Raw genomic sequence first — 18,554 nt, 5'->3', positions numbered from 1 at the left:
ATGCCGGCCTGATCGTCAGCCTCAACCGCATGATCGGCGAGGCGCGCGCACCATTGATCGCGCGGATGGACGGCGACGACATCGCCCTGCCCGAACGATTCGAACGCCAGATCGCCTTTCTGGATGCCAACCCCGATATCGGTGTGCTGGGCACGGGGTGCACCTGCATCGACGAGGACGGACGGCCGAGCACGCACAAGTTCGACAATGTCACGACGCCCGAGGATGTTCTCGAGGACCTGAAGAACGGCCCGCCGCTGTGTCATCCGTCGGTCGTAATGCGGCGCGACGCCGTGCGTGCGGTCGGCGGCTATCATCAGGCCTATAAGCATTGCGAGGATTACGACCTGTGGCTGCGCCTGTCGGAGCATGTCCGCATGGCGAACCTGCCCGACCGCCTGCTGCTCTATCGCCAGAGCGAGACACAGGTCAGCAATCGCCACGCCTATGTGCAAAAGATCGGCGCGGCCATCGCCTGGGAAGCGCATGTCGAGCGCATGGCGGGACGGCCCGACCCGACCGAATCGCTCGACACGCTGCCGCCGATGGACCAGCTCGACCGGGTGTTCGGTCGCGCCGGGGTCTTCCGTGCCGTTCGTGAAAAGGTCGCGCTGGGCAGCGTTTATACCCCTACCGCATTGCGCGGCGAGGGCTTCGACCTGATGCTCGCCCATATCCGGGAGGGCGGCGCGACCGACGGCCTGTGGCGGACCGTGGTGCGACTGCTGACGCTGAACGAGCCGGCCCGCGCGTTCCGTCTCGCCGCAGCGCTCCTCAAACGATGAGCGACGCCGCCGCGACCGGCCCCTCGGTCCGCACCGCTGCCGTCTGGGGCATGGCGGGGCAATATGTGGCGTTCTTCGCGCAATTCGTCACCTCGGTGGTCATCTCGCGCTTTTTCCTGACGCCGGGCGAAGTCGGCCTGTTCGGCACCGCACTCGCCGCCGCGATGATGGTCGCGATCTTTCAGGATTTCGGGATCAGCCGCTATGTCGCGGGCGAACCCGACCTCGACGACGACAAGCTGCGCCGGTGCTTTTCGGTGTCGATCGTCTTTGCGCTGGGCATCGGCGGGCTGATTCTCGCCCTCGCCTGGCCGACAGCGCGCTTCTACGACGACATGCGGCTGTTTCCGATCCTCGCGGTGATCGCGGGCTCGTATCTGCTTGTGCCCTTTTATGTCGTCCCTTCGGCCCTGCTCCAGCGCCGTCTCGATTTCCGGGGGCTGTTCTTCGTCAATGCCGGCGCGGCGCTGGCGATGATGGCGGTGACCATCGGCCTTGCCGCCAATGGCTGGTCCGCGATGTCGCTCGCGATCGGTGCGGTCGCGCAAAACCTTGCCCGCGCTGTCATCGGCCAATGGGCCAGCGGCGCGCACCCGCGTTTGCCGCTTTCTCTGGCGGACACGGGGCCGATCCTGAAATTCGGATCTCAATCCTCGGGCCTCGCCCTCAGCGGTGCGCTCGGCATGCGCTCGCCCGAACTCATCGTCGGACGGCTGCTCGGGTTCGCTGCCGTCGGGCTGTACGGACGCGCGGTCAGCCTGTCGGGCCAGCTGCGCCTGCTCGTCTCGGGAGCCATCGGCGGCGTGTTCTTCCCCGCATTTGCCCGGATGCGCGACCGGGGCGAACCCTTCGCCCCTGCCTATATTCGCGTCGTGTCGGCATATAGTGTGACGACCTGGCCCGCGATGGCATTCCTTGCGGCCGCGTCGGTTCCGGTCGTCTCGATTCTCTACGGCCCGGTCTGGGCGGGTGTCGCGCCGATCCTGATGCTCGTCGCGATCAGCGAGATAGCCTTCACCGCCCTGCCCCTGCACATGGATATCCCGGTCGTGCTCGGCCGGATGCGGTCGCTGCTCTATCGCAACCTCATCGATACCGGCTTCTCGATCGTGTTGCTGGTCGTCGCTGCGCTGGTCAGTATCGAATGGGCCGCTGCGTCGCGGATCGCTTATGGCATTGCGTGGTATGGCGTTTATGCGGGCTTCATGCACCGGCTGATCGGGTTCCGCTGGCGCGACATCGTTCTGGTCTATGTGCGGAGCTTGGCCTGCACGCTGGCGACGGTCGCGCCGATCCTGCTCGCTTATGCGCTGGGGCTGCGTCCCGCCGATACCGGCTTTGCCGCGCTGGCCGCGATGGCGCTGGCAGGATGTCTGTGCTGGGCGCTGATGCTGTTCGTCGTGCGCCACCCCGCACGGCTCGAATTTCTCGATATGGCCAGCGGAGCCATGTCCCGTCTGCGCGCCCGCGTTGCCTGAATACGACGATTCCGGCGGATAATCGGGCAGACAACAAAAAATATCGTTTTGACGCAGCGGAATAGGTCGTTTGAAACGTTAGCGGCAGGTGCGTCGGCGGCCTCTCCCGGATCTCACCGCCGACGTACGACCGCTTTCGTCCGCCACACCTCTTGGCATCGCCCCAAGCCGTCCTATATGACTAACACAGTCAAAGGAGATGTCATGGCTATGATCGACCGCAACCGCGCCAATGCCGACGCTACCGGTACGACCATCCTCGTCTATGTCGCGTGGTTTTTCCTCGGCATGTTCGGCGTCCACCGGTTCCTGACCGGCCATGTCGGCAGCGGCGTCGGGATGCTGCTGCTCAACGGCCTCGGCTGGCTGACCTTCTGGTTCGGCCTCGGCTTCCTGATCTGGGGCGTGCTCGGTATCTGGTGGCTTGTCGACGCGATCCTGATCCCCGGCATGGTCCGGGGATAGGACGACGCGCTACTTCGCGTAGAAATCCTGCACGACCTGCCACGCTTCCTCCGCGCTTTCGACGAAGGTCATCAACTCGATATCCTTGGCGGAAATCACCCCCTCGGCGGCAAGCGCGTCGAAATTCACCACCCGGTGCCAGAATTCCTTGCCGAACATGATCACGGGCATCGGCTTGATCTTGCCGGTCTGGATCAGGGTCAGCAGTTCGAACGTTTCGTCGAACGTCCCGAACCCGCCGGGAAACACCGCGACGGCGCGCGCGCGCAACAGGAAGTGCATCTTCCTCAGCGCAAAATAGTGGAACTGGAACGACAGGCCCGGCGTCACATATTCGTTCGGGGCCTGCTCGTGCGGCAGGACGATGTTGAGCCCGACCGATTCGGCCCCGACGTCCAGCGCGCCGCGGTTGGCGGCCTCCATGATCGACGGCCCGCCACCTGAACAGACAACGAAGTGACGCATGCCCGCTTCATCGACGGGCGTGGTGCTGGCGAGCGCCGCAAGTTTGCGCGCTTCGTCATAGTAACGCGATTTGGCCTCCAGACTCGCAGCGACTTGCGGGTCGGGATTGGTCGATTTCACGCCGGGTTCGGGAATGCGCGCCGAACCATAGAATACCATCATCGACCCGATCTTCGCCTCGTCGAGCAGCAGCTCGGGCTTGAGCAGTTCGAGCTGGAACCTGACCGGACGCAATTCCTCGCTAAGCAGGAAATCCATGTCCTGAAAGGCGAGCTTATAGGCCGGATGTTCGGTCTGCGGTGTGGAGACGCCGTGCTTGGCAGTTTCGGCTTCGGTGGCGGCGCGCGGAAAAACCCGCGACGGGATACGTGTTTCTGTCATTTGCACCGCCCTAGCGGCAGAATGGCCGTCCGCCCATATCGAAATGCAGATGGTCGTGGTGCTGGGCGTTGTAGTCCGGGCTGAGCACGGTGGTGAAGCGGCGGCATCCGCTCGCACGGACGGCACGCAGGAACATCGCCGCCTCGCCGTCGCCGAACCACCAGTCCTTGACCGACAGCCGCCGCCCGTCGTCGAGCACGAACGCACCGATATCGACCGCATTGGCATGGGCGTGCTCGGACAATTTGCCGGTCGCGGCGCCGTTGACGTTGCGGCACGAATAGGTGCCCATGCTTTCGATCCGCACGACCCGCGCGTTCAGAAACTGGCGCGCCGGACCCTGGATGTCCTGCTGCACCCAGTTGGTGAACGCCTCGCCCAGGCCGCACGTCATCGCACCCAGATTGGCGACCGGCGTGCCGATGTCCGTCAGCTGGATCGCCCCGACCGCATCGCAGCCGCCGCCGAACGTCCGGTCGGGCAGCAAGGTGTAGCGCGACACGATCCGGTCCATCCGCGCGATGCACTGGCGGAGCGCAACGGGGTCGCCCCCCCGCACCGGTGCCTGCACCACCGGACGGCGCGACGGCGGGCGCGGGCCGGAAATACATGCGGCAAGGGCAAACGGGAGCAAGAGAGCGGCGCGGCGCATGGCAATGGTCTAGCTACGCTTTCAGTCTTCGTCATTCCCGCGAAAGCGGGAATCCAGCTTCTTCTTCTTTCAACCGGTCGCAAACAAGAAGCTGGACCCCCGCTTTCGCGGGGGTGACGGGAAGGAGGTTGACCTCCCCTCACCAGTCTCTATGAGCGCCCCCGGGCCACGCGGTCCCAACGCCGCGCTGCTCTCTGTGAGGAGAGAATACATGACTGAGTTACCCCGTCCCGACGCCACACCTGCGCGTCCCCATTTCAGCTCCGGACCCTGTGCCAAGCCGCCCGGCTGGGATGCTGCACGTCTGGCGACCGAATCGCTCGGCCGCTCGCATCGCTCCAAAATCGGCAAGGCGCGGCTGCAGCGCGCAATCGACCTGACCCGCGAAGTGCTCGGCGTCCCCGACACGCACCGCATCGGCATCGTCCCCGGCAGCGACACCGGCGCGTTCGAAATGGCGATGTGGACGATGCTCGGTGCGCGGGGTGTGACCACGCTGGCGTGGGAGAGCTTCGGCGAAGGCTGGGTGACCGATGCGGTCAAGCAGCTGAAGCTCGATCCCGTCATCCTGCGCGCCGATTACGGGTCGCTGCCCGATTTAGGTGCGGTCGATTGGGATACCGATGTGCTGTTCACTTGGAACGGCACGACCAGCGGCGTCCGCGTGCCCGATGGCGAATGGATCGACGCGAACCGCGCGGGCCTGTCGTTCTGCGACGCGACCAGTGCTGTGTTCGCCTACGACCTGCCGTGGGACAAGCTCGATGTCACGACCTTCTCGTGGCAGAAAGTGCTGGGCGGCGAAGGCGCGCACGGCGTCATCATCCTCGGGCCGCGCGCGGTCGAGCGACTGGAGAGTTACACCCCCGCCTGGCCGTTGCCGAAGGTGTTCCGGCTCGTGTCGAAAGGCGCGCTGGCCGAAGGCGTGTTCAAGGGTGAGACGATCAACACGCCCTCGATGCTCGCGGTCGAGGATGTTATTTTTGCGCTCGAATGGGCGCAGTCGCTCGGCGGGCTCAGCGGCCTGATGGCGCGCAGCGATGCCAATGCGGCGGCGCTGGACAACATTGTGCGCGAGCGCTCGTGGCTGCGGCATCTTGCCGCCGACCCGGCGACACGGTCGAAGACGAGCGTGTGCCTGCTGGTGGAGGGCGCTGACGAGGCGCTCATCAAGAAGTTCGCGGGCCTGCTCGAGGCCGAGCATGCCGCCTACGACATTGCCGGATACCGCGATGCACCGCCGGGCTTGCGGATTTGGTGCGGGGCAACGGTCGATACGGCCGATGTCGAAGCGCTGGGGCCGTGGCTCGATTGGGCCTGGGCGCAGGTCAAGCAATAGGCCTGTGCTCGTGCGAAAGCAGGAGCCGTGGAACCGCAGCACAATTTCCCGTCGACAGGGCTCCTGCTTTCGCAGGAGCACAGCAATTCGAAAGATATCATCATGCCAAAAGTCCTTATTTCCGACAAAATGGATCCCAAAGCCGCACAGATTTTCCGCGAGCGCGGCGTCGAGGTCGACGAGATCACCGGCAAAACCAAAGACGAGCTGATCGCGATCATCGACCAGTACGACGGTCTGGCGATCCGGTCCGCCACCAAGGCGACCAAGGAAGTCATTGCGGCGGCCAAGAACCTGAAGGTCATCGGCCGCGCCGGGATCGGCGTCGATAACGTCGATATCCCGGCGGCCTCCGCTGCGGGCATCGTCGTCATGAACACGCCGTTCGGCAATTCGATCACCACCGCCGAACACGCGATTGCGCTGATGTTCGCGCTCGCGCGGCAGCTGCCCGAGGCGGATGCATCGACCCAGGCGGGCAAGTGGGAAAAAAACCGCTTCATGGGCGTCGAGCTGACGTCGAAGACGCTCGGCCTCATCGGCGCGGGTAATATCGGCTCGATCGTTGCCGACCGGGCGCTGGGCCTCAAGATGAAGGTCGTAGCGTACGATCCGTTCCTCACCCCCGAGCGCGCGGTCGTGCTCGGCATCGAGAAGGTCACGCTCGACGAGCTGCTGGCGCGTGCCGATTTCATCACGCTGCACACACCGCTGACCAACGAGACGCGCAACATCCTGTCGGCGGAGGCGCTCGCCAAGACCAAGAAGGGCGTCCGCATCATCAATTGCGCGCGCGGCGGCCTGATCGACGAAGCGGCGCTCAAGGCGGCAATGGATTCGGGGCAAGTCGGCGGCGCGGCACTCGACGTGTTCGTCGAGGAACCCGCGACGGCCTCGCCACTGTTCGGCACGCCGAACTTCATCTCGACCCCGCATCTCGGCGCATCGACCAGCGAAGCACAGGTCAATGTCGCGATCCAGGTCGCCGAGCAGATGGCCGATTTCCTGATGACGGGCGGCGTTACCAATGCGCTCAACATGCCGAGCCTGTCCGCCGAGGAAGCGCCGAAGCTGAAACCCTATATGGCGCTCGCCGAACGGCTGGGTAGCCTTGTCGGCCAGCTCGCGCACGACAATCTGACCAAGATTTCGATCGAGGTCGAGGGAGCGGCGGCGCAGCTCAACATCAAGCCGATTACGGGCGCGGTGCTGGCGGGCCTCATGCGGCGCTATTCGGACACGGTGAACATGGTCAACGCGCCATTCCTCGCTAAGGAACGCGGGCTGGACGTGCGCGAAGTACGGCATGACCGCGAAGGCACCTACCACACGCTGATCCGCGTTTCGGTCCAGACCGAAGCGGGTGAAAAGTCGGTGGCGGGCACGCTGTTCGGGAATGAAAGCCCGCGCCTGACCGAAATCTTCGGCATCAAGGTCGAGGCCGATCTGGCGGGCGACATGCTGTATATCGTCAACGAGGACGCGCCTGGCTTCATTGGCCGGCTGGGTTCCACCTTGGGTGAGGCGGCGATCAACATCGGCACCTTCCACCTCGGGCGGCGCGATGCGGGCGGCGAGGCGGTCGTCCTTCTGTCGGTCGATGCGCCGATCCCCGAACCCGTGCTATGGCAGCTGTGCAAACTGCCGGGGGTGAAGACGGTGAAGGCGCTTAAATTCTGATGGGCGCAGGCGGACTCCTGCCGCAAGGCCTGCGCGACCGCCTCCCCGGTGAGGCGGCGACGCAGGCGCGCACCGTACGCGCGTTGCTCGATAGCATCGAGGGGCGCGGGTACAACCGCGTGTCGCCGCCGCTTGCCGAGTATGAAGACGGGCTGGCCGCGCGGCTGAAATCGTCGCGCACCGACCTGGCGCGCTTCGTCGATCCGCTGTCGCAGCGCACGCTGGCGATCCGGCCCGATATTACGCCGCAGATCGCCCGGATCGTCTCGACGCAACTGGCCGAGGTGCCGCGACCGTTGCGGCTGGCCTATGCGGGGCCGGTGCTCAAACTCGGCGCGACGCAGCTCAATCCGCAGCGCGAGGCGATGCAGGTCGGGGCCGAACTGATCGGCGACGATTCGGTGGCGGCGGCATGCGAGATTACCGGCATTGCGGTGGCCGCATTGAAGGCGGCGGGGGTCGAGGGCATCACGGTCGATCTGACAATGCCCGATCTGGTGCAGACACTGGCGGGACTGCTCCTTTCGCCCGGCGAGATTGCCGACCTTGATGCGCTGCTCGACATGAAGGATGCAGGCGGTCTGGCGGAGGCGGGTTACGCAAGCTGGCTCCCGCTGATTGCAGCGACCGGCCCTGTAGCGCCCGCGCTCGATGCACTCCGCAAGTTCGATCACGCAGGCCTGATGACCTCGCGCATCGCCGGGATCGAGGCAATTGCGGCGGAACTGGCTGGAAGCGGTGTCCGCGTCACCCTCGACCCGACCGAGCGCCACGGCTTCGAATACCACAGCTGGTTCGGCTTCTCGCTGTTCCTGTCCAGCGGCACGAACGCGGTCGGGCGTGGCGGATGCTACACCATCGCGCATGGCGACGGGCATGACGAGGCGGCGACGGGGTTCTCGGTCTATCCGGACGGATTTGGGTAGGTTTCTGCAACGCAAGTGCGCTCTTCGCCGAGCGCCAGCGAGGTGCTCCTTCGAGCGTTAGCGAGAAGCACTTGCTTACGGCAACAGACCTCGCTCCCGCTCGGCCGGGCTTCTCGCTAGCGCTCGAAGAAGTGCGAAACCCAACTTCTCGCCGTACCGGCTCAGCGCCCGAAAACCCGCTTCAACCACGCATCGACCGTCGCGGTCGCCGGATAGCTCGGGTCGCCCAGACGGCGGTTGATTTCGGCATGGCCCTGCAACCCCTCGCCCAGAAAGCTGCCGGTCTCGACCCGGCTGCCGCCCGATTTCAGCGCCGCGCTCAGCGTATTCGCCTGCCGCACCCCATCGGGCCGCTGGACATGGAGCAGCAGGAATTCGGGCGCATTGGGTGCGGCGGCTTGAAACGTCGGCGACAGTGCCTTTTGCCGCGCGGGGTCGGTGCCGAACGCCTGCCCATAGGTGCCCTGCATCATCTGCGGGCCGTCGGTCATTTGCGCGGGCACGTCATAGGCCGCGCCGTCGATAGGGATCACGCCCGCCACATCGGCAAACGACAGCCCCGCGCCTTTCAGATAACGCTCGTCGGTGCCGACCAGCGCGACGAGATGCGCGCCCGCGCTATGGCCCATCAGGACGACACGCCGGGGATCGACATCGGTCCGCGCCAGCAGCGCCTTGACGGCGGATGCGACGTCCGCCGCCTGCTGCTCGACCGTGGCTGCGGGCACGAGGCGGTAGTTGATCGACGCGAAGGCATAGCCCTCGGCGGGGAAATGCGCGGGCTTGAACTGGCCGGTCGCATTGTCCTTGCTCCCGCGTTTCCAGCCGCCGCCGTGGACGAAGACGATCAACGGGGACTTGCCGCCCGTCGCCGAGGGCCAGAAATCGAGCACCTGCGCCGGGTCGCTGGCATAGGACAGAGTCTGCGCGCCCTTGGGCAGGGGCGCGGTGTCGCCCATCCGCTTGGCGACCGCCGACAGGATTTCGCCCCGGCACCCGTCCGACAGCGCCTGATATTTCTGCGTCAGGCAGGTGCGGATCCCTTCGCGCCCGCCCGAAAAGCCGCACAGCTTGATGACTTCGCGGCGGCACTCGCGCGAGACGCCCGCGCGCTGGGCATCGGCCGCGCCGGCGGCAAGGGTGGCGGCAAAGGCGCCGGTGAGCAGAACGACGGGCAATCGGTGCATGGGCGTAACGTCCTCGAACAATCCTGCCGCGTCAACGCAGCAAGCGCGTCCGCCCTTCGCGCCCGCCTATTGAGGCGGCGGAGGCGGCGGGGGCGCGTCATCGCCGGTACTTCCGGCGCGCCATTTCTCGCGCTCGGCGCGCATGTCGCCACGCATTCTCTCGCGCGCTGCGCGCAAGTCGGCCAGTTCCTTCTTGCACCCCTCGCTGAGCTTGTCCTGGCTCGTCATGACGCACTGCATCCGCGCGCGGCGGTCGCCATCGGCAGCGACGGGGCACAGTTTCTCGACCTCGGCGCGGCAGGCATCGGACAACATCGGGCGCGGCGGCGGCGTCTGGGCGATGGCGGCAGTGGTGGCGGTCAGGCCGATCAGGGCTAGCGGCAAACGCATGCGCGTAATCCTCAGTCTGGAGAAACGGAGCAGGCGTTAAAGCACAGCGACCTGACCTGAAAATGAACGCTTAGGGCTTCGACCGCAGGATCGCATGACAGGTCTAGGCTCACTTCTCGCCCGTAAACCGCTTCACCTTGTTGGGCAGTTCCTTGCCCTTGGTCCGGCGCGACGGCACCTGCACCGGATTCTTTTTCTTCCATGCTGCCCAGGTCATCGGGCCGTCGGGCGTGTCGATCATCCGGTCGTCGAGCGAGTCGGTCATGACGTGGGGTCTCCTCGCAACGCTCTATATCGTCATTCCCGCCTTCGCGGGAATGACGAGGTGTGGAAGCTCTAATCTACTTCCAAAAAAGTGGACGCCGCGCGTCGTCGGCAATACGGACACCCGCGAACACCCTGACGACAGCAAAAGTGGAGACCTAGTGGCCAACGTCACCGTAATCGGCGCGCAATGGGGCGACGAGGGCAAGGGCAAGATTGTCGACTGGCTCGCCAGCCGCGCCGATGTCGTCGTCCGCTTTCAGGGCGGGCATAACGCGGGCCATACGCTCGTCGTCGGCAATCAGGTGTACAAGCTCAGCCTGCTTCCCTCGGGGATCGTGCGCGGGACGCTGTCGGTGATCGGCAATGGCGTGGTGCTCGATCCGTGGCATTTTCGCGATGAGATTGCCAAGCTTGCAGGGCAGGGCGTGACCATAACCCCCGACAATCTGCATCTGGCCGAGACCTGTCCCCTGATCCTGCCGTTTCACCGCGACCTCGACGGACTGCGTGAGGATGCGAGCGGCGCGGGCAAGATCGGCACGACACGGCGCGGCATCGGCCCGGCCTATGAGGACAAGGTCGGGCGGCGCGCGATCCGGGTCTGCGATCTGGCGCATCTCGACGATCTGGAGCCGCAGCTCGACCGCATCTGCGCGCACCATGATGCGTTGCGTGCCGGGTTCGGTCAGCCGCCGATCGACCGCGACCGCGTCGTTGCCGACCTGCGCGAGATTGCCGATTTCATCCTGCCTTATGCAAAGCCCGTCTGGCTGACGCTCAAACAGGCGAAATCGGCGGGGAAACGGATGCTGTTCGAAGGGGCGCAGGGCGTGCTGCTCGACGTCGACCACGGCACCTATCCGTTCGTGACCAGTTCGAACACGATTGCGGGAACCGCTTCTGGCGGATCGGGCCTTGGACCAAGTGCGGCCGGGTTCGTTCTCGGCATCGTTAAAGCTTATACGACGCGGGTCGGCAGCGGCCCGTTTCCGACCGAGCTGGAGGACGAAACCGGGCAACGGCTGGGGGAACGCGGGCATGAGTTCGGGACGGTCACCGGACGCAAGCGGCGGTGTGGCTGGTTCGACGCAGTTCTCGTGCGGCAGTCGGCGGCGGTCAGCGGCATCACCGGCATAGCCCTGACCAAGCTCGACGTGCTCGACGGGTTCGAGACCCTGAAAATCTGCACCGGGTACCGGCTCGGCGACCGCATACTCGATTATCTGCCGCCGCATGCCGCCGATCAGGCGGGCGTCGAGCCGGTGTACGAGGAAATCGAGGGCTGGTCGCAGTCGACGGCGGGCGCGCGGTCATGGGCGCAACTGCCCGCACAGGCGATCAAATATGTCCGCCGTATCGAAGAACTGATCCAGTGCCCGGTGGCGCTGGTCAGCACTTCGCCCGAGCGCGAGGACACGATCCTGGTCCGCGACCCCTTCGCGGATTGAGGTGGGGAGACGTCAGGAAAATCTCCTCTTCGAGCGTTAGCGAGAAGCCCGGCCGAGCGCGAGCGAGGTCTCTCGCCGGAAGCGATGTCTTCTCGCTGACGCTCGAAGGAGCACCTCGCTGGCGCTCGGCGAAGAGAAAACTTACGCTATCAAATCCACTTACTTCGCCGCAGGTGCCGCCGCGTTCGCCGGTGCCGTCGCATTGGCAGCGGCTTCGCCTTCTGGCGCGGCGGGCAGCGGAATATTCGAACCCTGTGCGTTCAAATAGACCAGCAGGTTCGCGCGATCCTCGGGCTTCGACAGGCCGGCAAAGCTCATCTTGGTGCCCGGCGCGAACGCCTTGGGCGAGGTGAGCCAGGCGTTCATGCTCTCGAAATCCCACTTGCCGCCCTTGCCCGCCAGCGCGTCGGAAAATGCGAACCCGGCCTTGCCGTGCCCGATTTCCTCACCGAGCGTGGCGTAAAGGTTCGGCCCAACGCCATTCGCGCCGCCCTGTGTCACCGTGTGGCACGACGCGCATTTCTTGAAGACTTCGGCACCCTTGGCCGCGTCGGCAGTGGGCAGCAGCGATGCAATCGCGACCGGCGCTGCGGCAGGTCCGCCCTCGCCCGTCTCTTCGACACCTTCGACGACATAACCCATTTTCTCGGGGCGGCCCGAATGGAACATTTCCGTGCTGACGAGCGTCGCGCCGAGCGCCACGATCGCGGCACCGAGGCCCATCATCGCGATGATATTCTGCCGGTTGTCCATAGGTCGCCGAATGTCCTGAATGCTAAGCGGTTCCGATTGCCGCCGCCCTTATAACCGCCGCCCGCCAACCGCAAGCGCGCTTGCGGCGGCGCACCATCATCCCTAGGCGCGCTCCCGAGATGCAGAACTATCCCGCCCCCGCCTTGCCTATCGTTGCCGCGATGACTGCTGCCGCTGCCGACGCCCCCGAACGCACCGTGTCGTTCCAGGGTGCGCCGGGCGCGAACTCGCAGATCGCCATCGAACAGGCGTTTCCCGACGCACTGCCCCTGCCCTGTTTCGCGTTCGAGGATGCCATCGATGCGGTGAAGGAAGGGCGCGCCGATTGCGCGATGATCCCTATCGAAAATTCGCTGCACGGCCGCGTCGCCGACATCCACTTCCTGCTCCCCGAATCGGGGCTGATCATCACCGGCGAGCACTTCCTGCCGATCCGCTATGCGCTGATGGGCATGGGGCCGCTGTCGGGCGTCAAACAGGCGACCAGCCATCCGCAGGCGTTGGGCCAGTGCCGCCACTGGCTGCGCGCACGGGGCATCCAGCCGGTGCCCTATTCGGACACGGCGGGCGCGGCGGCGCTGGTGGTCGAGGGCGGCGATGCCTCGGTCGCGGCAATCGCACCGCCCCGGGCGGCCGCGATCTATGGCCTCGATATCCTCGCCGAATCGCTGGAGGATTCGGACGACAACATGACGCGCTTCGTGATCCTCGCCCGCGAGGCACCGGCACGGACTTTGCCGGACGATGTGATGACCACGCTCATCTTCGAAGTGAAGAACGTCCCCGCCGCGCTCTACAAGGCGATGGGCGGCTTTGCGACCAACGGGGTCAACATGACCAAGCTGGAATCCTACCAGCGCGGCGCAAGTTTCTCGGCGACCGAATTCTTCGCCGATATCGAGGGGCACCCTGACGATCCTGCCGTCGCCCGTGCGCTGGAGGAACTGGCGTTCCATTCGAAATGGGTCCGCGTGCTGGGCACCTATCCGACGGCGATGAAGCGGGGTTAGCCCACCCACGCCTTCAGCAAGCTATGCGCGATGGCAAACGGCGGCGGTGCTTTGAACCGTGCATCGGGGTCACCGGCCAGTGCCGCAATCGCCTCGTCGCGCGTCACCCACATCGCATCCTCGAGCTCCTTTGGATCGATGACGATCTCGTCGGCCAGCGCCTCGGCGATACAGGCGATCATCAGCTGTGCGCCACCGAACGGCCAGGGCTGACTCGCGACATAGCGCACCGCGCCGCACGGCACGCCTGCTTCTTCCATGATCTCGCGCCGCACGGCTTCCTCGATCGATTCGCCGGGCTCGAGGAATCCGGCAAGCGCGGAATAATTGCCCGGCGGAAAGCGCGGCTGGCGACCGACCAGAGCCTTCCCCTCGAACTCGGCGAGCATGATGACCACGGGATCGGTGCGCGGGAAATGTTCGGTGCCGCACGCGTCGCACTTCCGTCCCCAGCCCGCGCGGAACAGCGTCGTCGTCGATCCGCAGCGCGGGCAAAACCGGTGCGTGTTATGCCACGCGATCAGGCTGAGCGCGGTGCCGAACGTCGCAGCATCCTCTGCCGCCAGCATCCCGAGCGCGCGGAACATCGCTGGCGAACGCATTGGTGCTGGCACTTCGTTCTGCACCACCTCGACAAAATGCGGCCGGTCGTCGAGCAGGCCGAGCAGCACCAGTTCGGCATCCTCGGCCACCGTCGCCAGGCTGCCCCAGACCAGGCCGCCCTCGTCCGACACCTGCGGCATCAGCCCTTCGAGCAGCAGCACCCGCGCCCGCCAGTCGCCGAGCAGCGCGGCAAAGGCTTGCGGGTCGCTGCGGATATGATCGACCCGGTCGAGCGGGCTGCCGGTAAAGCCGGTCACAGGCTGGTATAGACGCTCTTGCCGAAGTCCTTGCCGAACGGCAGCGCCTCTCCCGGCATATACTGGACGTAACCCGAAGCGCGGATGCCGCGCGTCGGGTCGACCCAGGCGATCGTGCCGGCCGCGCCGCCCCAGCCGAACGTGCCGACCCCCGAGCCGAGCGGATCGTCCTTCAGCGTGACCCGCCCGCCCGCGCCGAAACCCTGTCCCGTCACATAGGTGTTCTCGGTCGCGACGCCGGGATTGAGCAGGTTGGACATGCCCAGCCGCGCGGTCTCTTCCTTCATCACCCGCGTGCGGCCCACTTTGCCCTTGCCCGCCAGCATCAGCAGGAACCGGTCGTAATCGCGCGGGCTCATCACCAGTCCGCCGCCGCCGAGCGGAATCATCGATTTGTCCGCGAACGCCGAATCGGTCGGCGGATCGATCGGGAACAGCTTGCCGCCGACAATTCCGTAGTTCGTCGTCAGCCGCGACAGCTGCGATTGCGGCACGACGAACCAGCTCGACGTCATGCCGAGCGGCCCGAACAGCCGTTTTTGCAGGAACGCCTCGAACGGCATGCCGCTGGCGATCTCGATGACAGCGCCCAGCACATCGAGCCCCGCCGAATAGCTCCAGCGCGTATCGGGCTCGTACATCAGCGGCAGCGTCGAGATGCGCTTGCCGAATTCCTGCAAGCTCGGCGGCGGCGTCACCTTGGGTAGCCCCGGCACCGGCTTGTTGCTCACCGGTCCGCCGGTCAGGCCCAGCCGTGCATATTCCTTGAGCAATTCGCCCTTGCTGGTGATGATATAGCCGAGGCCGCCCGAGTGCGTCATCAGGTGGCGGATCGTCAGCGGCTTCGACGCGGGCTTCGCGTCGAGGCTTTTCATCTGGTCGATAATGACCATCGGCTTGGCAAAGCCCGGCAGGAAGTCGCCGACGCTCTGGTCGAGACGCAGTTTGCCGTCCTCGATCAGCATCATCGCCGCCATGCCCGTGATCGGCTTCGACATCGAATAGACGCGGTAAAGGCTGTCGGCATCCACCGCGCGCTTGCTGTCCACCGCGAGCGTTCCCGACATCAGGAAATCGGCGTCGTCGGTGCCGCGCGCCACCGCCCCGACCAGCCCCGGCAGCTTCTTCGTCGCGACATAATCGTCGAGCAACGCCTGAACCTTGTCCCAGCCGCCGCGATTCATGCGCGCCAGTGCCCAGCCCGGTGTCGCCGCCAGCGCACCGAACAGTGCCGCCGAACCCAGAAACTGCCGCCGATCTACGCGCGCGTCGAACATCAAACTCTCTCCCTCATCGCGACCGCTGCGGCCTTGGCAAACAGCGTCGGCAGACCCGCGTCGGCGAGCTTCGTTAGCGGCCACCATTGTGCGCCCGGTGGCAAAACGCAACCGGGATCGAGCGACGCTACGGCGACCGTCATCGTCAGGCGGAAATGGGTGAAGATATGCGTGATAGTACCGAGCGACACTTGTGCTCCCGCGAAGGCGGGAGCCCAGTCGACGGGCAGAACGGCTGTGGCCTGGGCTCCCGCCTTCGCGGGAGCACTAAGGGTGCTGGGCAACGCCAACATTCCGCCCAGCAGCCCCTTGGCCGGACGGCGCACGAGCAGCACTTGCCCCTCGCGCTCGATCCACCACGCCGTCGCCGTCCGCTCGGGCTTGAGCGCTTTCGCCGCCCGGCGCGGATAGCTGCCGGGATCGCCACTCGCATAAGCGCCACAGTCCTGCATCAGCGGACAGTCGCCGCAGCGCGGGTTCCGCGGCACGCACACCGTCGCGCCCAGATCCATCATCGCCTGCGCAAAATCGCCGCAGCGCGTATCGGGCGTGATCGTCTCCGCCAGCCGCTTCAGGTCCGGCTTCACCCCCGGCAGCGGCGTATCCACCGCAAACAGCCGCGCGACCACCCGCTCTACATTGCCATCGACGACCACCGCACGCTGCCCGAACGCAATCGCCGCGATCGCCGCCGCCGTATAGGGTCCGACCCCCGGCAATCCGCGCAAACCCGCCTCGTCCGCCGGAAACCCCTCCGCCGCCAGCACCCGCGCACAGGCAACCAGATTGCGAGCCCGCGAATAATATCCGAGCCCCGCCCACGCCGCCATGACATCGCCTTCGTCCGCCGCTGCCAGCGCTGCGACGGTCGGCCAGCGGGCCGTAAAGCGCTCGAAATACGCTTTCACCGTGGCGACGGTCGTCTGCTGCAACATGATTTCGGAAAGCCACACCCGGTACGGATCGGGCGAAGGCGCGCCCGGAGGACTGCGCCATGGCAAACGCCGCGCATTCGCGTCGTACCACGGCAACAGCTTTTCGGAGGTACGAGACATATCGACGGACACGCTTTGCTTGTGGCATGGAGCGCCGCAATGGCGAAACGACCGACCTCTCTTCCCGAGCCGACCCGTGCCAACCGCGCGCGCGCGGTCGCCGATATCGTCCCCGATATCGGACGGACGGCATTCCGCAAATTCGGCTTCGTCCAGTCGTCGGTGGTCAGCCGCTGGAGCGAGATCGTCGGCGAGCGTTATGCCCATGCCTCCGCCCCCGAATCGATCCGCTTTCCCCATGGCAAGCGCGAGCAAGGCGTCCTGACCGTCGTCGCGACCGGCGCGCACGCCCCGATGATGCAGCATGTCGCGCCGACCCTGATCGAACGGGTGAATCGCTTCTTCGGCTATGCGGCGGTCGTGAAAGTGGTCATCCGGCAAGGCACCCTGCCCGCGGCACCGCGCCGCGCGACCCCCGCACCTTCGATACCGATCCCGACCGACCTCGGCGATTCGCTTCGCACGATTGCCGATCCCGAACTCAAGACCGTCCTCGAATCGCTCGCGCGCGGCGTCGCGGCGGCGCGGCACGTCCCCGTTCTCGGAAAGATCAGTTGATGCGCGTATTGCTCGGCCTGCTGGCCTTGTTCACCCTCGGCGCGGCGAAGCCGGTCGACTGGACGAAAACCGTCTCGCGCACGCCGGCGGGTTCCTATGTCATCGGCAATCCGGCGGCGAAGGTGCGGCTGGTCGAATATATGTCCTACACCTGCCCGCATTGCGCCGAGTTCGCCGCCGAGGCGACGACACCGCTGATGCGCGACTATGTCGCCCGCGGGCTTGTCGCGTTCGAGCCGCGCAACGCCGTGCGCGATCCGCTCGACCTTGCCGCCGCAATCGCGACCCGCTGCGGGCTTCCCGCGCGCTTCCCCGGCCATCACGAAGCGGTGTTCGCCGCGCAGCCGCAATTGTTCGACGGCGCGTCGAAGTTCGACCCGGCACCCACTGCCAGCAAACCGGTTGCAGGCATGAAGGCTTTGTCGCGCGCCAGCGGCCTGACCGCGATCATGGCGAAGCGCGGCGTGGCCCCGGCAGCGCTCGATGCCTGTTACGCGAGCAAGGTCGCACAGGCACCGGTGCTGGCCATGACCAACGATGCGTGGAACACCCGCAAAATTCCCGGCACGCCGGCGTTTTTCCTGAACGGCGCGGCGATCGAAACGAACACCTGGGGCGGTATCGAGCCTTTGCTTCGCACCGCCCTCCACCTGAAACCGAAAGCATGACGATGACGATGAACAAGATTTTGGTAGCCGGTGTCGCGCTGCTGGCGCTGGCGGCCTGTAATTCGGGCGCAAACAATTCGAGCGTTGCAAGTTCGGGCCCGGTCGCGGCCGTCGCCCCGCCCGCAGGCACCGAATGGGTAACGACGGTCGCGGCGACGCCCGAGGGCGGCTTCCTGATGGGCAACCCCAATGCACCGATCAAGCTGATGGAATACGGGTCGGTGACCTGCCCGACCTGTCAGGCGTTCGCGATTCAGGGCATGGAGCCGCTGAAGCAAAAATACGTCGCGACCGGCAAGGTCAGCTATGAATTCCGCAGCTTCCTGATCCACGGGCCCGACGTCATGGCGAGCAGCCTGCTGCAATGCGGCGGGGCGGGTCCGTTCTTCGCGCTGCTCGAAGCGAGCTACAACAATCTGAACGACTGGCAGGGCAAGATCATGGCCGCCCCGCAGGCCGATCTGCAACGCATCCAGAGCCTGCCGGTCGCGGCGCAAAACGTCGAACTCGCGCGGCTTAGCGGCCTCGACCAGTTCGTCGTCCAGCGCGGTGTCGGCAGCGAGGCCGCGCAGAAATGCCTCACCGATCCCGCCACGCCCGAAAAGCTGGTCAAGCAGCGCGACCGGGCGACGACCGAATTCGGCGTCAACGGCACCCCGACCTTCTTCATCAACGGGTCGGTCGTGTCGAATGTGTCGTCGTGGAAAGACCTGGAACCGATGCTGCGCGCGGCGGGAGCTTAAAGCGATTGAAGTAGGCACCCCTCTTCTTCGAGCGTCAGCGAGAAGCCCCATCGAGCGCCAGCGAGATAACGCGCTCAACATCGCAGGGTTCTCGCTATCGCTCGAACGGGCTTCTCGCTGACGCTCGAAGAAGAAGCTGTTTGCGCCTCATGTCATCCGGGTCAAAG

The 18,554-nt window shown here is 65.7% G+C and carries 20 protein-coding genes (1 of these 20 cut by a window edge); 11 read left to right on the top strand and 9 right to left on the bottom strand.

Annotation, left to right across the window (positions count from 1 at the left end; genetic code table 11):
• From M0209_RS01150 to M0209_RS01140, 3 genes are all read left to right on the top strand, one after another.
• A protein-coding gene (locus M0209_RS01150; protein ID WP_258886343.1) for a glycosyltransferase crosses the window boundary here: on the top strand, positions 1 to 785 show its 3' portion. The gene continues 202 nt to the left of window position 1, outside the view; only the last 785 of its 987 coding nucleotides appear in the window; its start codon lies off the left edge, out of view; it ends in the stop codon at positions 783 to 785.
• Positions 782 to 2,263, top strand: coding sequence for a lipopolysaccharide biosynthesis protein (locus M0209_RS01145; protein ID WP_258886342.1), 1,482 nt, complete (start codon positions 782 to 784; stop codon positions 2,261 to 2,263). The genes M0209_RS01150 and M0209_RS01145 overlap by 4 nt, the downstream gene beginning before the upstream one ends.
• 204 nt (positions 2,264 to 2,467) lie before the next feature.
• The gene (locus M0209_RS01140; protein WP_258886341.1) at positions 2,468 to 2,728 is read left to right on the top strand and encodes a TM2 domain-containing protein; all 261 of its coding nucleotides are present in this window, start codon (positions 2,468 to 2,470) and stop codon (positions 2,726 to 2,728) included.
• Between the two features lie 9 nt (positions 2,729 to 2,737).
• Here the strand turns inward: M0209_RS01140 and M0209_RS01135 are convergent, their stop codons facing one another.
• Both M0209_RS01135 and M0209_RS01130 read right to left on the bottom strand, forming a co-directional pair.
• A complete protein-coding gene (locus M0209_RS01135; protein WP_258886340.1) occupies positions 2,738 to 3,574 on the bottom strand; it encodes an LOG family protein in 837 nt (278 codons plus the stop codon).
• A gap of 10 nt (positions 3,575 to 3,584) precedes the next feature.
• Positions 3,585 to 4,226: an extensin family protein gene (locus tag M0209_RS01130; protein ID WP_258886339.1), complete on the bottom strand. Its 642-nt coding sequence runs from the start codon at positions 4,224 to 4,226 to the stop codon at positions 3,585 to 3,587.
• 211 nt (positions 4,227 to 4,437) lie between these two features.
• Between M0209_RS01130 and M0209_RS01125 the strand changes: the two genes are divergently transcribed.
• From M0209_RS01125 to M0209_RS01115, 3 genes are all read left to right on the top strand, one after another.
• Positions 4,438 to 5,565 (top strand): phosphoserine transaminase, encoded by a 1,128-nt coding sequence (locus M0209_RS01125; RefSeq protein WP_258886338.1) that lies wholly within the window; start codon positions 4,438 to 4,440, stop codon positions 5,563 to 5,565.
• A gap of 102 nt (positions 5,566 to 5,667) precedes the next feature.
• The gene (serA, locus tag M0209_RS01120) at positions 5,668 to 7,245 is read left to right on the top strand and encodes a phosphoglycerate dehydrogenase (RefSeq protein WP_258886337.1); all 1,578 of its coding nucleotides are present in this window, start codon (positions 5,668 to 5,670) and stop codon (positions 7,243 to 7,245) included.
• Positions 7,245 to 8,171 (top strand): ATP phosphoribosyltransferase regulatory subunit, encoded by a 927-nt coding sequence (locus tag M0209_RS01115; protein ID WP_258886336.1) that lies wholly within the window; start codon positions 7,245 to 7,247, stop codon positions 8,169 to 8,171. The genes serA and M0209_RS01115 overlap by 1 nt, the downstream gene beginning before the upstream one ends.
• Before the next feature lie 161 nt (positions 8,172 to 8,332).
• Here the strand turns inward: M0209_RS01115 and M0209_RS01110 are convergent, their stop codons facing one another.
• The 3 genes from M0209_RS01110 to M0209_RS01100 form a co-directional block, all read right to left on the bottom strand.
• A complete protein-coding gene (locus M0209_RS01110) occupies positions 8,333 to 9,130 on the bottom strand; it encodes an alpha/beta hydrolase (RefSeq protein ID WP_258889531.1) in 798 nt (265 codons plus the stop codon).
• A gap of 294 nt (positions 9,131 to 9,424) precedes the next feature.
• A complete protein-coding gene (locus tag M0209_RS01105; protein WP_258886335.1) occupies positions 9,425 to 9,748 on the bottom strand; it encodes a hypothetical protein in 324 nt (107 codons plus the stop codon).
• A gap of 109 nt (positions 9,749 to 9,857) precedes the next feature.
• Positions 9,858 to 10,013, bottom strand: coding sequence for a hypothetical protein (locus M0209_RS01100; protein ID WP_258886334.1), 156 nt, complete (start codon positions 10,011 to 10,013; stop codon positions 9,858 to 9,860).
• Between the two features lie 160 nt (positions 10,014 to 10,173).
• On the opposite strand from M0209_RS01100, the gene M0209_RS01095 reads away from it, so the two are divergent.
• Entirely contained in the window at positions 10,174 to 11,463 is a 1,290-nt protein-coding gene (locus M0209_RS01095) for an adenylosuccinate synthase (RefSeq protein ID WP_258886333.1), read from the top strand.
• 159 nt (positions 11,464 to 11,622) lie between these two features.
• On the opposite strand, the gene M0209_RS01090 is transcribed toward M0209_RS01095, so the two are convergent.
• A complete protein-coding gene (locus tag M0209_RS01090) occupies positions 11,623 to 12,216 on the bottom strand; it encodes a cytochrome c family protein (RefSeq protein WP_258886332.1) in 594 nt (197 codons plus the stop codon).
• A gap of 119 nt (positions 12,217 to 12,335) precedes the next feature.
• Between M0209_RS01090 and M0209_RS01085 the strand changes: the two genes are divergently transcribed.
• On the top strand, positions 12,336 to 13,226 hold the full coding sequence (locus M0209_RS01085) for a prephenate dehydratase (protein ID WP_258886331.1): 891 nt from the start codon (positions 12,336 to 12,338) through the stop codon (positions 13,224 to 13,226).
• Here M0209_RS01085 and nudC read toward each other — a convergent pair.
• From nudC to mutY, 3 genes are read right to left on the bottom strand one after another with little or no spacing between them, the layout of a single operon-like run.
• Complete coding sequence (gene nudC / locus M0209_RS01080; protein ID WP_258886330.1) at positions 13,223 to 14,086, bottom strand: NAD(+) diphosphatase; 864 nt, start codon at positions 14,084 to 14,086, stop codon at positions 13,223 to 13,225. The genes M0209_RS01085 and nudC overlap by 4 nt on opposite strands.
• The gene (locus M0209_RS01075; protein ID WP_258886329.1) at positions 14,083 to 15,363 is read right to left on the bottom strand and encodes a serine hydrolase; all 1,281 of its coding nucleotides are present in this window, start codon (positions 15,361 to 15,363) and stop codon (positions 14,083 to 14,085) included. Before M0209_RS01075 ends, nudC begins: the two co-directional genes overlap by 4 nt.
• Entirely contained in the window at positions 15,363 to 16,418 is a 1,056-nt protein-coding gene (mutY, locus tag M0209_RS01070) for an A/G-specific adenine glycosylase (protein WP_258889530.1), read from the bottom strand. The genes M0209_RS01075 and mutY overlap by 1 nt, the downstream gene beginning before the upstream one ends.
• Before the next feature lie 39 nt (positions 16,419 to 16,457).
• Between mutY and M0209_RS01065 the strand changes: the two genes are divergently transcribed.
• From M0209_RS01065 to M0209_RS01055, 3 genes are read left to right on the top strand one after another with little or no spacing between them, the layout of a single operon-like run.
• The gene (locus M0209_RS01065; RefSeq protein ID WP_258886328.1) at positions 16,458 to 16,976 is read left to right on the top strand and encodes a DUF721 domain-containing protein; all 519 of its coding nucleotides are present in this window, start codon (positions 16,458 to 16,460) and stop codon (positions 16,974 to 16,976) included.
• On the top strand, positions 16,976 to 17,644 hold the full coding sequence (locus M0209_RS01060) for a DsbA family protein (protein WP_258886327.1): 669 nt from the start codon (positions 16,976 to 16,978) through the stop codon (positions 17,642 to 17,644). The genes M0209_RS01065 and M0209_RS01060 overlap by 1 nt, the downstream gene beginning before the upstream one ends.
• A complete protein-coding gene (locus tag M0209_RS01055) occupies positions 17,641 to 18,387 on the top strand; it encodes a DsbA family protein (protein ID WP_258886326.1) in 747 nt (248 codons plus the stop codon). Before M0209_RS01060 ends, M0209_RS01055 begins: the two co-directional genes overlap by 4 nt.
• Positions 18,388 to 18,554 lie beyond the last annotated feature (167 nt).

Origin of the sequence: Sphingomonas sp. SUN039, from assembly GCF_024758725.1 — a bacterium.
In the GTDB taxonomy this organism is placed as follows: Bacteria; Pseudomonadota; Alphaproteobacteria; order Sphingomonadales; family Sphingomonadaceae; genus Sphingomonas_O.
The sequence above is the reverse complement of the archived record's forward strand: the minus strand, read 5'-3'. Positions and strand labels throughout refer to the sequence as shown.